Below are 13,142 nucleotides of genomic sequence, written 5' to 3'. Positions count from 1 at the left end.
GTAACGTCGACCCCATGAACCCCTTCGGCGCCGCACTCGTCGTGGTCGCCCTCGTCGCGGTCGCGACCGTGCTCGGCCTCGTCTACCGCTCGCGCCAGGGGTTGTTCCGCGACGTCGCCGACACCGAAACGACCGTGCTGACCCCTGCGGATGTCGGCAGCCAGGTCCCCTTCGGCCCCGCGGCCACCCTCGTGCAGTTCTCCACGGAGTTCTGCAGCCACTGCCCCGGCACCCACCGACTCCTCAGCCAGATCGCCGATGGCCGTCCCGGCGTTGCCCACGTCGACGTCGACCTCACGCACCGGGCCGACCTCGCGAACCGCTTCGGTGTGCTGCAGACCCCGACGACGCTCATCCTCGACGGCGCGGGTCGCGTGCACGCCCGCGTCGGCGGCGCGCCGCACCGGGCGGATGTCCTCCGTCACCTCGACCATCTCGCCGGGCCCGAATCGGCGAACCCCCTCACCGCGTCACACCTGCCAGGGAGCCCCCATGCCCAGTGATTCCTCCGCGAACCGCGCAACCACGCCGAGCCCCGCCGCTCCGCCCCGTCGCGCGCCCGTCGACCCCCGAGGCCCGCGGTTCAGCGCCGCCATCACGGCCGTGCTCCTGCTCGTCGTGATCTTCCTCTCCCTGACCGGGGCATCCGTCGCCGCTCTCGTGTTGCTCGCCGCGATCGCGGCGCTCTTCGCCTGGGGAGCATTCGCAGGCGTCGGCCGGCACCCGTACGGCCTGCTGTTCAAGCGATTCGTACGTCCCCGCCTTGCACCGCCCGCCGAACTCGAAGACGCCGCTCCGCCGACCTTCGCCCAGGGCGTCGGCCTGTTCGTGACCGTCATCGGCGTCGTTCTCGGACTGTTCGGTCTCGCCCCCGCAGTCGGGATCGCCGCCGGTTTCGCGTTCATCGCGGCGTTCCTGAACTCGGTCTTCGACTACTGCCTCGGCTGCCAGCTCTACCTCCTGCTCGTGCGCGCCCGGATCCTCAGTCGCTCCCCCGCCGCGGCCTGACGCGCGTGGACCGGGCTCCCTGTCAACTCCCAGACTGAGCCTGTCCCTCTGAGTGGATGCCCGGTTAGGCTGGGGCTTTCACACCCAGGAGGTAACACCATGGCACTGACCAGCGAAGCGTCAACCGTCTGGACCGGAGACCTCAAGTCCGGCCATGGCACCGTCTCACTCGACTCCTCCCACGCCGGCGAGTTCCCGGTGACCTGGAAGGCACGGAGTGTCGGGAGCCCGAACACCACCAACCCGGAAGAGCTCCTCGGCGCCGCGCACGCCGCGTGCTTCTCGATGGCCCTCGCGAACGGGCTCGGCGCGGCCGGGCACACGCCGGAGAACATCCAGACGACCGCTGCCGTGACCTTCGAGGCCGGAGTCGGCATCGTCGGCAGCCACCTGCTCGTCAGCGCGAGCGTGCCCGGCCTCACCGAGGAACAGTTCGCGGCATTCGCCGAGGACGCGAAGGCGAACTGCCCGGTGTCGAAGGCCCTCGCCGGGATCCCGATCACGATCGAAGCGGAACTGGCCTAGGCGCAGGAGCGCCCGATGCGCGTACTGATCGCCGGAGCCTCCGGGCTCATCGGAACCGAACTCGTCCGCCAGCTCGGCGAAGCCGGGCACACCGTCGCCCGGCTCGTGCGCCATCCGGCCACCGGGCCGGACGAGGTGACCTGGAACCCCGCCGTCTTCGACATCGACCCTGCAGCCCTCGACGGGGTCGACGCGGTCGTCAACCTCTCGGGGGCCTCGCTCGCCCGTCTGCCGTGGACGAACGGCTACCGGACCGAGATCCTGGCCTCCCGGACCCACGCGACCCGCACCCTCGTCGAGGCGATCAGGAGGACTCCCACCCCGCCGGCCGTGTTCCTGAGCGGCTCGGCTGTCGGCCTGTACGGCAACCGGCCCGGTGAGATCCTCACCGAACGGTCCGCTCCCGCCGACGATTTCCTCGCTGCCGTCGTCGAGGCCTGGGAGGCCGAGGCCCTGCGCACACCGGCGCCGACCCGGGTCGTCCTGCTCCGCACCGGGCTCGTGATCGCGCGCGGCGGGGCGTTGAAACCATTGCTCCCCCTCGTCAGGCTCGGCCTCGGCGGCCCGCTCGGCCGCGGCATCCAGCACTGGCCGTGGATCAGCCTGCACGACGAGGCCGCCGCGATCGTGCACCTGCTCGGCTCCACCCTCAGCGGCCCGGTCAACCTCGTCGGACCGGCCCCGGCCTCGGCGAACGACGTGATCCGGGCCGTCACGGTCGCCCTGCACCGCCCGTTCCTCCTGCCGGTGCCGGAGTTCGCGCTGACATTCGCGCTCCGTGACGCCGCCCGCCAGCTGCTCCTCGCCGACCAACGGGTGAGCAGCGCCCTGCTGCAGGGCGACGGCTTCGTGTTCCGGCACGGCACGGTCGCCGAGGCCGTCGACGCGATGCTCGCCGAGGCGTGACCCGGCTGCGCGGCTCCACCGAGTGATGTCGCCGCCACGCCCCACCCTCATCCGGGGGTGATATTGCCTCGTTTTCCGCTACGCTGAGGCACAGGTCGCACCACCGTCGAGGGAGGCCGTCAGGCCAGACGTCGGGGGTAGCAGGTGCAGGTTTCCAGAGCACGCGGCTCCCGATCCCGTGTTCGACGGGTGGCCGCAGTGCTTGCCATGGTTCTGGCGCTGGCGCTTCCCCTGGCCACGCCGGCAACGGCCGCACGGGCCACCCCCACAACCTCGGCCACCGCCACCGCTACGGCCACGGAATCGGCAACGGCAACGGCAACGGCAACGCCGGAACCTGCGCCGACGCCCGCCGTGACGGTGACGCCGGCGCCCGCGACGGACGGCGCTCCCGTCAGCCTCGAGCCGACCGCCGGAGCGTACTTCGGGTCGATCCTCGACTGGAGCGGTGACAGCGCCACCGAGCAGGCGTCCCGCCTCGGCTCCCCGAGCGCTTTCTACGAGCACTCCGTCTCGATGCCGATGTCCGACGCCGACACGAGCTACAGCGCCCAATTCCTGCAGAAGACGAACGGTGCCGGCTCCCTCCCGTTACTCACCATCCGACCGACGACGAGCCTTCTGGCGATCACTGCGGATGCCGCGACGCGGCTGGTCGACGGCATCGCGGCCGCGCGGGGCACCAGCACCGCCCCGCTGTACCTGCGCTTCGCCCCCGACATGAACAGCACCTGGGTGTCCTGGGGACAGCAGCCCTCCGCATACCGCCAGGCCTTCGCCGCCGTCGCCGACGTCGTGCACCGCCGTCTGCCCGGGGCCGTGATGGTGTGGTCGCCGAACTGGGGAGGCGGGTATCCGTTCACCGGGACCCGGGCCGCGGACACCGACACGCTCCGCGAGCTCGACACCAACCGGGACGGCTCCGTCGACGGCGGCGACGACGCGTACGCCCCCTACTATCCCGGCGCCGTCGCCGACTGGGTGGGGCTCTCGGTGTACCACGACGACACCGCGGGAGGCGACGCCCGCAACACCGTTCCGCGCGACGGCGAGCTGCTCGCCCGCCTCGGCTCCCCCGCCGCAGACGCCGCAGGCGACGACGACTTCTTCGGCCGGTATTCGACGGCGACCGGCACGCCGTTCCTCTTGGAGACCGCGGCGTTCTACAGTCCCTCAGCGGGCGGCCCCGGCGAACTCGCGATCAAGCAGAACTGGTGGCGCCAGGTCTTCGCCGCCGTCGCCGACCCGCGATACGCCACGCTCAAGGCCGTGCTCTGGCAGGACACCACGGCGACCCGTGCGGTCGTCGGCGGGACCTTCGTCGACTGGAGCGTGACACTCGGCGACAAAACCCGGGCCGCCTTCGCTGCCGACCTTGCCGCAAGCGACCTCACGCTCGGCCCGCTGTTCGCGCCGACGACGACGAACGAGGCCGGGGCATCTGCCACCGGACCGGGGGTGACCATCGGCGGCTGGTGGGCCTGGCTCGTGGCCGCGCTCGTGATCGCCGCAGTCACGCTGCTTTTCGCGCTCGCGGTCGCGCGGCGCGGCCGGTCGGCGCTGAGCTATGACGGCCCGACCGACCGGGACCTGCGCATCGACCTGCTGCGCGGCCTCGCGATCGTGTTCGTCGTGGTCAACCACATCGGCCTGGTCTCCCTGTTCCAGGAGATCACCCAGGAGGCCATCGGAATCGTCTCCGGCGCCGAGCTGTTCGTGTTGTTCGCCGGCGTCGTGCTCGGCATGGTCTACCGGCCCAAGATCGCCATGAGCGGCATCGGCGAGGTGGTCATCCGAACCAGCCGGCGCGCCTGGAAGCTGTACTACACCGCCCTCGCCGTAGTGATCCTGATCTTCGCGGTGAGCCTGCTGCCCTTCGTCAACGCCGGCTACCTCACGACGTTCACCGACCAGGGCACCGGGGCGCGAGGCAGTTCGGCGTCGGGCCACGTCTACGACCTCTATGCCAACGCCGGGCAACTGCTGACCTACCCGGTGAACCCGCACATCCTCCTCGACCTGGCACTCCTCCGGCTCGGGCCGTGGCAGTTCAACGTGATGGGCCTGTACGTCGTGCTGCTCCTGGTCTGCCCGCTCGTGCTGTGGGCGTTGTCGAAGCGGTGGTGGGTGCCGGTGCTCGCGCTCAGCTGGGGCTTGTACCTGTTCAACGCGCTCGCGGGGGTGCGTCTGTTCCCCTCCGAGTTCGAGGACTCGTTCCCGCTGCTGACCTGGCAGGTGCTCTTCGTCACGGGAATCGTGGCCGGGTACCACCGTGTCGCCCTGCTCCGCTGGTTCGCCTCGCGGTGGGGCCTCGTGGCCGCTGCGGTGATCGTGCTGCTCGCGACAGCGTTGATGTTGTTCTCCTGGAGCAACCCGTATCTCCCCAGCGCCTTCTCCGTTCGCCTCGGACTCGTTCCTGACGCGCTCTTCCGCTCGATCTACGGCGCATTCTTCGGGCGCACCAACCTCGAGCCCGGTCGTCTCCTCAACGTGATGCTCGTGGTCGTCAGCCTCTACGCCCTGGTCAGCGCATACTGGCGTCCGATCCGGCGCGCCCTCGGCTGGTTCCTGATCCCGCTCGGGCAGGCCACCCTCTACGTCTTCATCATGCACGTGTTCTTCGCCCTGATCGCCGCCAACATCCCGGCGCTCCAGGACGGGAACGTGTGGCTGAACACCGGCGCATACGTCGTCATCCTGGCGCTGCTCTGGGTGATGGTCAGGACGAAATTCCTGTTCCGGATCGTGCCGCGATGAATCGTGCCGCGATGAGAGGGGTGCTCCGATGAGCCGGATGCTGGCACTGCGGATCGTGGTCGTGCTCACGCTCGCGCTCGGTATCAACTACGTGGCGTGGCGCTGGATGTTCTCGCTCAACTGGGACGCGTGGTGGATCGCCGTCGCCCTCGTCGCCGCCGAAACGTACAGCCTGATCGACGTCAGCCTCTTCGGCATGATGATGTGGCGCGCGTACACCCGCCCGGCACCGCCGGCGCCTCCGCGGACGCGACCGTCGACGTGCTGATCGCCACGTACAACGAGCCGATCGACCTCGTGATGACGACGGCACTCGCCGCGCGGGAGATCACCTTCCCCCATCGCACCTGGGTGCTCGACGACGGCGCCCGGCCGGAGCTCGCAGCGGCGGCGGCGGCAGCCGGCATCGACTACCTCTCGCGGGGAACCGAATGGATCGACCGGCCGCGCCACGCGAAGGCCGGGAACGTCAACAACGCGCTGATGGAGACCCAGGGCGAATTCCTGCTCATCCTCGACGCCGACCAGATCCCCCGGCCGGAGATCCTCGACCACACCCTCGGTTACTTCACCGACCACAAGGTCGCGCTCGTGCAAACCCCGCAGGTTTTCAGCAACGTCACTGTCGAGGACCCGCTCGGCAGCCAGGCGCCCCTGTTCTACGGCCCGATCCAGCAGGGCAAGGACGGCTGGAATGCCGCCTTCTTCTGCGGATCGAACGCCGTGCTGCGCCGCGAGGCCCTGATGCACCTCGGCATTCTAGGGTACGTGCGCGAGGTGGAGGGTTCCGTGCGCACCGCGCTCCGCGACGCGAGCCGTGTGGTGCGGGGTGCCCGCCGGCATCCGGCCGCCCGCAACCCCGCGGTCGCGCACGCCCTCACGGAAGTCACCCACGCGATCAGGCAGGCGCGTGCCGCGATCCGGCGCGACGAGCCGCTCGCCGAAGTCACGTTCGTGCTGCACGAGCGGGTGGATGCCGCGGCCGCCGGCATTGTGGTCGGCGAGGTGACGTCGCTCGCGGACGACCTGCGCGAGATCAGCGAGTTGGCCGGCACACCGGAGTCGCCGTACCTCCTCGACATCGATGAGACGGTCGCGAGGCTCGCCACCCGCGAGCTCTCACCGTTCAAGGCGCTCGAGGCCGTACGCTCGGCCCTCGACACGATCGCGATCGACCGCGGCCACGAGGCCCAGCCGGTGATGCCGCTCGCGACCATCTCGGTCACCGAGGACATGGCCACGTCGATGCGGCTGCACGGCCTCGGCTGGAAGAGCGTCTACCACAACGAGCTGCTCGCGGACGGGCTCGCCCCCGAAGACGTGGGCACGATGCTCACCCAGCGGCTGCGCTGGGGCCAGGGCACCATGCAGGTCTTCCTCAGGGAGAACCCGCTGCTGCAGTGGAAGATGAGCCTGCCACAGCGCCTGATGTACTTCGCCACGATGTGGAGCTACCTCTCCGGTTATGCGGCGGTCATCTATTTCGCGGCGCCGATCGTGTTCCTCGTCTTCGGGATCCTGCCGGTGTCCACCAATGCCTGGGACTTCTTCCTGAGGTTCATCCCGTTCATGATCGCCAACCAGCTCCTGTTCTTCGTGGCCGCGCGGGGTATCCCCACCTGGCGGGGCCAGCAGTACAGCCTCGCCCTGTTCCCGGTGTGGATCGACGCCTGCACCACCGCCTTCAACAACGTCGTGCTCGGCATCCCGCTCAACTTCGCCGTGACGCCGAAGACAAGGCAGGCTCACACCGGACCGCAGTGGCACCTGATCAAGCCGCAGATCACGGTGATGGTGATGCTCGTCGTCGCGATCATCGTCGGTTGTGTGCGCCTGTTCGTCAACGGCGCCGAACCGATCGGCACCGGGGTCAACATCGGCTGGGCCGTCTACGACCTCGTCGTCCTGAGCGTGTTGTTCAAGGCGGCCACCTACCAAGGCTTCACCCCTGAGGCCGCACCAGAGGAGCACCCAGAGCAATGAATTTCCGGACTGAAACGATAGCCGGCAACGTGGCGGCCATTCGCGCGGACGGCCGACTCAACATGGTCTCCGCGCCGCTGTTGCGCGAGGTGGTGTCCGCAGCGATCGCCGCGGGGACGGTGCGGATCGTCGTCGACCTGAGCGGGGTCGACTTCATGGATTCGTCAGGGCTCGGAGCCCTCATCGGCGGCCTGAAGGTCGCCAGGCAGGCCGGCGGGGACCTCCGCATCGCCGGTGCGACGCCGCAGGTCGCGCTCGTGTTCGATCTGACCCATCTCGACCGCATCCTGCAGAACCACGCGACCGCAGAGACCGCATACCGTGACTGATTCCGACACCACCCTGGCGCTCAGCACTCCGCCCGACGATATCGACACCGTGCAGGACTTCGTCCAGCGCGTGCTCGAGCCCCACCCCGACATCGTCGACATCGACCGGTTCGCGTTCGAGACGGCCCTCGTCGAGCTGGCGTCGAACGTCATCCAGCACGCCGCCGCGGGAACCGGCATCACCTGCGTGCTGTCGATCCACGCCGACGACCACGAGCTCAGCGCCCGGATCAGCGACACCGGAACGGCCGGAGCGGTAACGCTGAGCGGACCTGTGCTCCCCGACGACCTCGCGGAGTCGGGCAGGGGGCTCGCGCTCATCCAGATGCTCGTCGATTCCGTGCACTTCGAACGGGTCGGAGACCGCAACGTCTGGACCATCTCCCGCGCCAGGCATCCGCTGCCCTGACGAATCAGACGGAGTCTTCGGGCGAGAGTCAGGCTGCGGCGCGCTCGAGCGTGATCGCTGTGCGGATGGCGCCGCGGGCGCGTTTCCGGTCCCCGGCGGCGTCGTACGCGAGGCCCAGCCGGAACCAGGCCTTCCAGTCCTCCGGTGCCGCGTCGACCGCGTCGCGGTACTGCGGGAAGTCCGCGTCGGCCGCGTCCCTGACCGGGCGGCCGCTCGCGCGGATCGGCAGGGTCTCGACCGGGAGTTCTCCGCTCGCCTCGAGCAGGCGAACGAGCCTGGCCGAGCGGGATCCGAAGGTGACCTCGAGCACGAGCGCCCAGATCCCGATCAGGGGCAGAACCAGCAGCGCCACGCCGATCGCGATGCCGACGGGTGCGCCACTCTGCAGGAAGAGCACCGCCCGCCACCCGACGAGCACCAGGTAGAAGGCGAGCAGGATCGCCATCATGCCGGCGCCGATGCGGCCCTTCATTCGAAGATCTCGGAGTCGGCGTCGATCTCGGGGACGCTGTCGAGGTCGGGCTCCGCTGCGATCGCGACGATCGCCGCCGGCGGGGTGGGGGGCGCGCCGAGGCCGAGGTCGACGACCTGGTCGAGGCCGACGGTCACGCCGACGGCAGTGCGGGCAGCGTCGAGGGCGAGCAGAATGCCGCGCCGGTACGCGTTGGCGGACAGCGTGTTATGGGATATCGTGACCGTCTCCCCCGCGCCGCCGAAGATGACGTCCTGCCGGGCGAGCACGCCGTCGAGGCGCAGGCTGTGCACGGGCACGCTCGACACCTGCTGCCCGCGTGCTCGCTGGTCGTTGTGCGGTGCAGACACCGGGCCGAGCTCCGTGCGTGCGAGACCGATGAGCTCGGCGGTGCGGACCGCAGTCCCCGAGGGAGAGTCGACCTTGGCGGCCTGGTGCGTTTCGACGATCTCGATCGAGTCGAAGAGCCGGGCGAGCATGGCCGAGACGGCGGTCGCGACGACGGAACCGATCGAGAAGTTCGGCACGATCACGACGCCGGTGTCACTCCGGCCGCGGATCCGGCGCTCGAGCGTCGTGATGCGGGACTGGGACCAGCCGGAGGTGCCGACGAGCACCCGGATGCCGTTGTCGACGGCGAAGTCGACGACGCTCTGGCTCACGCCGGGCAGGGTGACGTCGACGACGACATCCGCCCCGAGCATGTCGGACAGCGGGCTGCGCGAGTCGAGGCCGGCGTGCAACTCGTACCCGTCGGTCTCCTCGACGAGCCCGCTGATCAGTCGGCCCATCGTGCCCGTAACGCCGACGATGGCCACCCGTGTTGTCATACGACTAATCTACCAAGCGGCAATCCGGCAATCCGGCATCCGGCATACGGGCCCCGCACGACCCGGCGCGAACTGGGCTCACCGGGTTCCCCGACGTAGCCTTGTGGCATGCCAGCCACCCCGAAAGCACCCGGCCCCGTCTTCCGCGAGGTATCCGTGACGGATGCCGGTTCCCTCGCCCTCCTGACGGCCTACTTCAGCGATCGGCAGTCGAGCTTCCCCGTCGAGCAGGGTGCCTACCGAACGACCTTCCCGGTGGCCGGGGACTTCCTGCCGCCGAACGGTGTCTTCCTGCTCGTCGGCGAACCCAGCGGGAACCCGGAGCAGGCCTGGGTCGGGTGCGGCGGCATCCGTCGGATCGGGGACACCCCGGGCGGCGGCGCCCGCTACGAGGTCAAGCACCTCTGGCTGCAGCCGGGCACACGCGGGAGGGGCTGGGGCCGGGCCTTGCTCGCCGAACTCGAGCGGCGGGCGCGATTGTTCGGCGCCGCCGAGCTCGTGCTCGACACGAACGCGAGCCTGCGGGCCGCCGGAGCGCTCTACCGGAGCGCCGGCTTTGCGGATTGCCCGCCGTACAACGACAACCCGAACGCCACCAACTGGTACCGGAAGGGCCTCGCTCGCGACTAGTACAGAGCCCCGCTCGCGCCTGAGAGAGAGTCTCGCTCGCGCCTAGTACAGCAGCGGGTCAGGCAGTCCGGTGCGCATCTCCACGGGCAGGTGCCCGGTGTCGTTGTGGGTGACGAGCGTCCACGGGCGGCCCGGCTTCTGCAACAGCACGGTGAGGCCGCAGTTGGCCTGGTTGATGCTGATCCAGCGCCAGTCCGGAGCACCCAGCACTGCGCGCACGAACCAGCCGATGACGAAGTTGTGCGTGATCAGCAGTTCGTGGCGCTCGCCTCTGCGGGGCTGCAGGAATTCGGCGACGGCGTCGTCCATCTGCGCACGGCCGGCTTCGATCTCCTCCTCGGTGACGGCACCGAAGAACGGGGCGTATGCCGCGGGCGTCTCCGGCGCCATGCCGGTCGGGATGCAGTCGAACAGCAGCGGGGAGGGAACCGGGGTGAGCGAGGGCAGCCGCCCGGCGACGATCTCTGCGGTCTCGGCCGCGCGCTGCAGGGGCGAGTGCCAGGCGTCGGTGAACGGCACGCCGCCGAGGCGTTCCGCGATCAGCTGCGCCTGCCGTTTGCCGCGCGCCGAGAGCGGCCCGTCGGGCAGGCCGTGTTCGGCATCCTGTTGCTCGCCGTGACGAACCAGGTAGATGTAGTGGGGCAACGGGTTCTCTTTCGGTTCGGGGCGTTCGGCCGGACGGCCGGGCGGTACAGGGCCAGGTGACCCGTTGGATCAGGGCCGGACGCCTGGAGGCACGATTCCCGCGAAGACGTCGTCGTCGAGCGCGCCGACGGCGGCGATGGACAGCGGGCCGGCCGCGAGGTCGACGGCGAGGGCCTGCACGTCGTCCGCGGTGACCAGGGCGAGCCGGCGCAGCGCCTCATCGAGGTCGACGAACTCACCGAGGGTGATCTCGGCGCGGCCGAGCCGGGACATCCGGGTGTCGGAGTCTTCGAGGGCCAGCGAGGAGGCACCGGAGAGCTGCCCGTTGGCGCGTTTCATCTCGTCCGCGGTGACACCGTGTTCGGCGAGCCGGTGCAGTTCGCTCAGGAGAAGCTCGGCGACCTGGCCCGCCTTCGCCGGGGTGCAGCCGGCGTACATGCCGAAGAGGCCCGCGTCGGAGTAGCCGGGGGCGAAGGAATAGACGGAGTACGCGAGCCCGCGCTTCTCGCGCACCTCCTGGAAGAGCCTCGACGACATGCCGCCGCCGAAGATGGAGGTCAGAACGCTCATCGTGACGCGGCGATCGTCGGTCGCGAGGAGTCCGGGGAACCCGAGCAGCAGGTTCGCCTGCTCGAGCGGGCGGCGCACGACTGTGACCGCGCTGCCCTGGTGGATCTCGGCGGGTCGCCCGTTGCGACGCCCGACGGGGGCGGCGTGTTCGCCCAGGTCCCAGCCTGCGGAGTAGAGCGCCCGGGTCACGTCTGCGACGAGCACGTCGTGGTCCACGGCGCCCGCGACCGTGACGACGAGGTCCTGCGGGCGGTAGTTGGCGCGGTAGTGCGCGAGCACGGCCTCCGGGGTGGCCGCCCTGATCGTGTCGGGGTTGCCGCCGATCGGGCGTCCGAGCGGATGCTTGCCCATCACGGCCTCGAAGAAGCGCTCGTTCGCAACGTCCGCCGGGTCATCGTCAGCCATGGCGAGTTCCTCGAGGATCACGCCGCGTTCGGTCTCGAATTCGACCGGGTCGATTGTGGACGAGGTGAGCATGTCGGTGAGCACCTCGACGGCCATCGGCAGGTCGCGGTCGCGGACCTTCGCGTAGTAACAGGTGTATTCCTTCGCGGTCATCGCGTTGTGCTCGCCGCCGACGGAGTCGAAGGCAATCGCGATGTCGAGGGCGCTGCGCTTGGCCGTGCCCTTGAAGAGCAGGTGTTCGAGGAAGTGGGTGGAGCCGTAATGCCCGGGCGCTTCGTCGCGGGAACCGACGGCGACCCAGTAGCCGATCGTCAGGCTCCGGCTGCCGGGGACGTGCTCGCTGAGAATGCGCACACCGCTCGGGAGGACGGTCCGGCGCACGACGGATTCGCCGGCGGCTCGGAAGGACAACTCGGCGAGTGTGAGGGGAAATTCAACGGCGCTGTTCATGACACCACCACCCTACGTCACGGCACCGACGGCATCAGGGTGCCTCGCGGAACCGAATTCGAGCGGCGGGCGGCGTCGGCGTCAGCGGCCGGCAGCGAGCCCCGTCACCCGCTCGAGGTCGACCATGTCGCTGCGGGTGAGCCGGATTCCGGCGGCCGCGATGAGGGAATCCACCTGGTCGGGCTGGCTGGCCCCTGCGACGGGCGCCGTGACCCCGGCCTGCGCGAGGAGCCACGCGAGCGCGATCGATGCGGCCCCGGTGTCGTGGTCGGCCGCGATCCGGTCCACCACGCTGAGAACCCTCAGCCCGGGCCTGCTGAGGTGCTTCGCGGCGCGGGCATCCCTCGTCGTACTGTGCAGGTCGGCCTTGGAGCGGTACCGGCCGGCCAGGAAGCCGTGCGCGAGGGAGAAGTAGGGCAGGACCGCGAGGCCTTGGGCCCGGGTGACGAGGGACAGCGAGGACTCGAAGCCTCTGCGCTGCAGCAGGCTGTACTCGGTCTGCAGGGCGACGAAGCGCGGCAGGCCGTTCGCGGCGAGGATGCGGGCCTCCATCAGGCGCTCCCCGGAGAAGTTCGAGGCGGCGAGGTACCGCACCTGGCCGCTGCGCATCAGCACGTCGACGGCGCCGAGGCTTTCCTCGAGCGGCACGGTCGGATCGTCGAAGTGGAAGTGCAGCAGGTCGATGTAGTCGGTGCCCAACCGGTCGAGGGACGCCTGGACCGCGCCGATGATACTCCGGGAGGACAGTCCGGGGTTGTCCCGGTTCTTGCCGATCTTGGTGGCGATCACGGTGCTGTCGCGCGCCTTGCGGGAACGCAGCCAGGAGCCGATGATCACTTCGCTCCGTCCGGAGGTGTAGCTGTCCGCGGTGTCGAGGAAGTTGCCGCCGAGTGCACGGTGCCGGTCGAGGATACGGTGGCTCGTCTCGCCGTCCGCGGTCCAGCCGAAGACGCTCGAGCCGAGGGCGACCGGGTGCACGGAGAGGTCTGTATCCGCGATGGTGCGCCGGGCGCCGACGAGAGGGAGGCGCCCGTCCGGCTGGACCGGGATCGAGACGGAGATCGGCGGCGGCCCCTGGAGCGGGTGCGCGGTCACGTGGGCAGAGGCCGGGTGAAGAGCACGCTCGGAATCCTGAATGCCTGACTGGATCATCCGTCACTCCTTACTGCTTACCGCGACTGCTGGGTGTGGCCCCAAAACTGAGAGTAACCCGCGAATCGGCG

At 69.8% G+C, this 13,142-nt stretch carries 13 protein-coding genes and 1 pseudogene; 9 read left to right on the top strand and 5 right to left on the bottom strand.

Features of this window, described 5'->3' with window-relative positions:
• The first annotated feature begins 14 nt into the window (after positions 1-14).
• The 8 genes and pseudogenes from RHM57_RS04470 to RHM57_RS04435 all read left to right on the top strand — a co-directional run bounded on the left by RHM57_RS04470 (position 15) and on the right by RHM57_RS04435 (position 7,917).
• Complete coding sequence (locus tag RHM57_RS04470; protein ID WP_322136137.1) at positions 15-503, top strand: thioredoxin family protein; 489 nt, start codon at positions 15-17, stop codon at positions 501-503.
• The gene (locus tag RHM57_RS04465; RefSeq protein WP_134559751.1) at positions 493-1,008 is read left to right on the top strand and encodes a DUF4395 domain-containing protein; all 516 of its coding nucleotides are present in this window, start codon (positions 493-495) and stop codon (positions 1,006-1,008) included. The genes RHM57_RS04470 and RHM57_RS04465 overlap by 11 nt, the downstream gene beginning before the upstream one ends.
• A 99-nt stretch (positions 1,009-1,107) precedes the next feature.
• The gene (locus tag RHM57_RS04460) at positions 1,108-1,533 is read left to right on the top strand and encodes an OsmC family peroxiredoxin (RefSeq protein WP_134446935.1); all 426 of its coding nucleotides are present in this window, start codon (positions 1,108-1,110) and stop codon (positions 1,531-1,533) included.
• A gap of 15 nt (positions 1,534-1,548) precedes the next feature.
• Entirely contained in the window at positions 1,549-2,439 is an 891-nt protein-coding gene (locus RHM57_RS04455) for a TIGR01777 family oxidoreductase (protein ID WP_134559753.1), read from the top strand.
• Positions 2,440-2,646: 207 nt separating this feature from the next.
• Positions 2,647-5,196, top strand: a complete 2,550-nt coding sequence (locus RHM57_RS04450) for an OpgC family protein (protein WP_322189597.1) — start codon at positions 2,647-2,649, stop codon at positions 5,194-5,196.
• Positions 5,197-5,224: 28 nt separating this feature from the next.
• Positions 5,225-7,179: pseudogene (locus RHM57_RS04445) on the top strand (glycosyltransferase).
• Positions 7,176-7,508 carry an STAS domain-containing protein gene (locus RHM57_RS04440; protein ID WP_322136139.1) on the top strand — a complete coding sequence of 111 codons (333 nt, stop codon included), beginning with the start codon at positions 7,176-7,178 and terminating at the stop codon, positions 7,506-7,508. Before RHM57_RS04445 ends, RHM57_RS04440 begins: the two are co-directional and overlap by 4 nt.
• On the top strand, positions 7,501-7,917 hold the full coding sequence (locus tag RHM57_RS04435; protein ID WP_322140726.1) for an ATP-binding protein: 417 nt from the start codon (positions 7,501-7,503) through the stop codon (positions 7,915-7,917). Before RHM57_RS04440 ends, RHM57_RS04435 begins: the two co-directional genes overlap by 8 nt.
• 28 nt (positions 7,918-7,945) lie before the next feature.
• Here RHM57_RS04435 and RHM57_RS04430 read toward each other — a convergent pair whose 3' ends face one another.
• Both RHM57_RS04430 and dapB read right to left on the bottom strand, forming a co-directional pair.
• On the bottom strand, positions 7,946-8,389 hold the full coding sequence (locus RHM57_RS04430) for a tetratricopeptide repeat protein (protein ID WP_134559762.1): 444 nt from the start codon (positions 8,387-8,389) through the stop codon (positions 7,946-7,948).
• Positions 8,386-9,219 carry a 4-hydroxy-tetrahydrodipicolinate reductase gene (dapB, locus tag RHM57_RS04425; protein ID WP_134446930.1) on the bottom strand — a complete coding sequence of 278 codons (834 nt, stop codon included), beginning with the start codon at positions 9,217-9,219 and terminating at the stop codon, positions 8,386-8,388. The genes RHM57_RS04430 and dapB overlap by 4 nt, the downstream gene beginning before the upstream one ends.
• 108 nt (positions 9,220-9,327) lie before the next feature.
• Between dapB and RHM57_RS04420 the strand changes: the two genes are divergently transcribed.
• The gene (locus tag RHM57_RS04420) at positions 9,328-9,849 is read left to right on the top strand and encodes a GNAT family N-acetyltransferase (protein ID WP_134559764.1); all 522 of its coding nucleotides are present in this window, start codon (positions 9,328-9,330) and stop codon (positions 9,847-9,849) included.
• A gap of 42 nt (positions 9,850-9,891) precedes the next feature.
• Here the strand turns inward: RHM57_RS04420 and RHM57_RS04415 are convergent, their stop codons facing one another.
• From RHM57_RS04415 to RHM57_RS04405, 3 genes are all read right to left on the bottom strand, one after another.
• Positions 9,892-10,494 carry a histidine phosphatase family protein gene (locus RHM57_RS04415; protein ID WP_134446926.1) on the bottom strand — a complete coding sequence of 201 codons (603 nt, stop codon included), beginning with the start codon at positions 10,492-10,494 and terminating at the stop codon, positions 9,892-9,894.
• A gap of 69 nt (positions 10,495-10,563) precedes the next feature.
• Complete coding sequence (locus tag RHM57_RS04410) at positions 10,564-11,919, bottom strand: M16 family metallopeptidase (protein WP_134446924.1); 1,356 nt, start codon at positions 11,917-11,919, stop codon at positions 10,564-10,566.
• Between the two features lie 81 nt (positions 11,920-12,000).
• Positions 12,001-13,071 (bottom strand): aldo/keto reductase, encoded by a 1,071-nt coding sequence (locus tag RHM57_RS04405; protein WP_134446922.1) that lies wholly within the window; start codon positions 13,069-13,071, stop codon positions 12,001-12,003.
• Between the last annotated feature and the right edge of the window lie 71 nt (positions 13,072-13,142).

It is taken from the genome of Cryobacterium sp. 10S3 (assembly GCF_034344045.1).
GTDB classification, from domain to species: Bacteria; Actinomycetota; Actinomycetes; order Actinomycetales; family Microbacteriaceae; genus Cryobacterium; species Cryobacterium glucosi.
The sequence above is the reverse complement of the archived record's forward strand: the minus strand, read 5'-3'. Positions and strand labels throughout refer to the sequence as shown.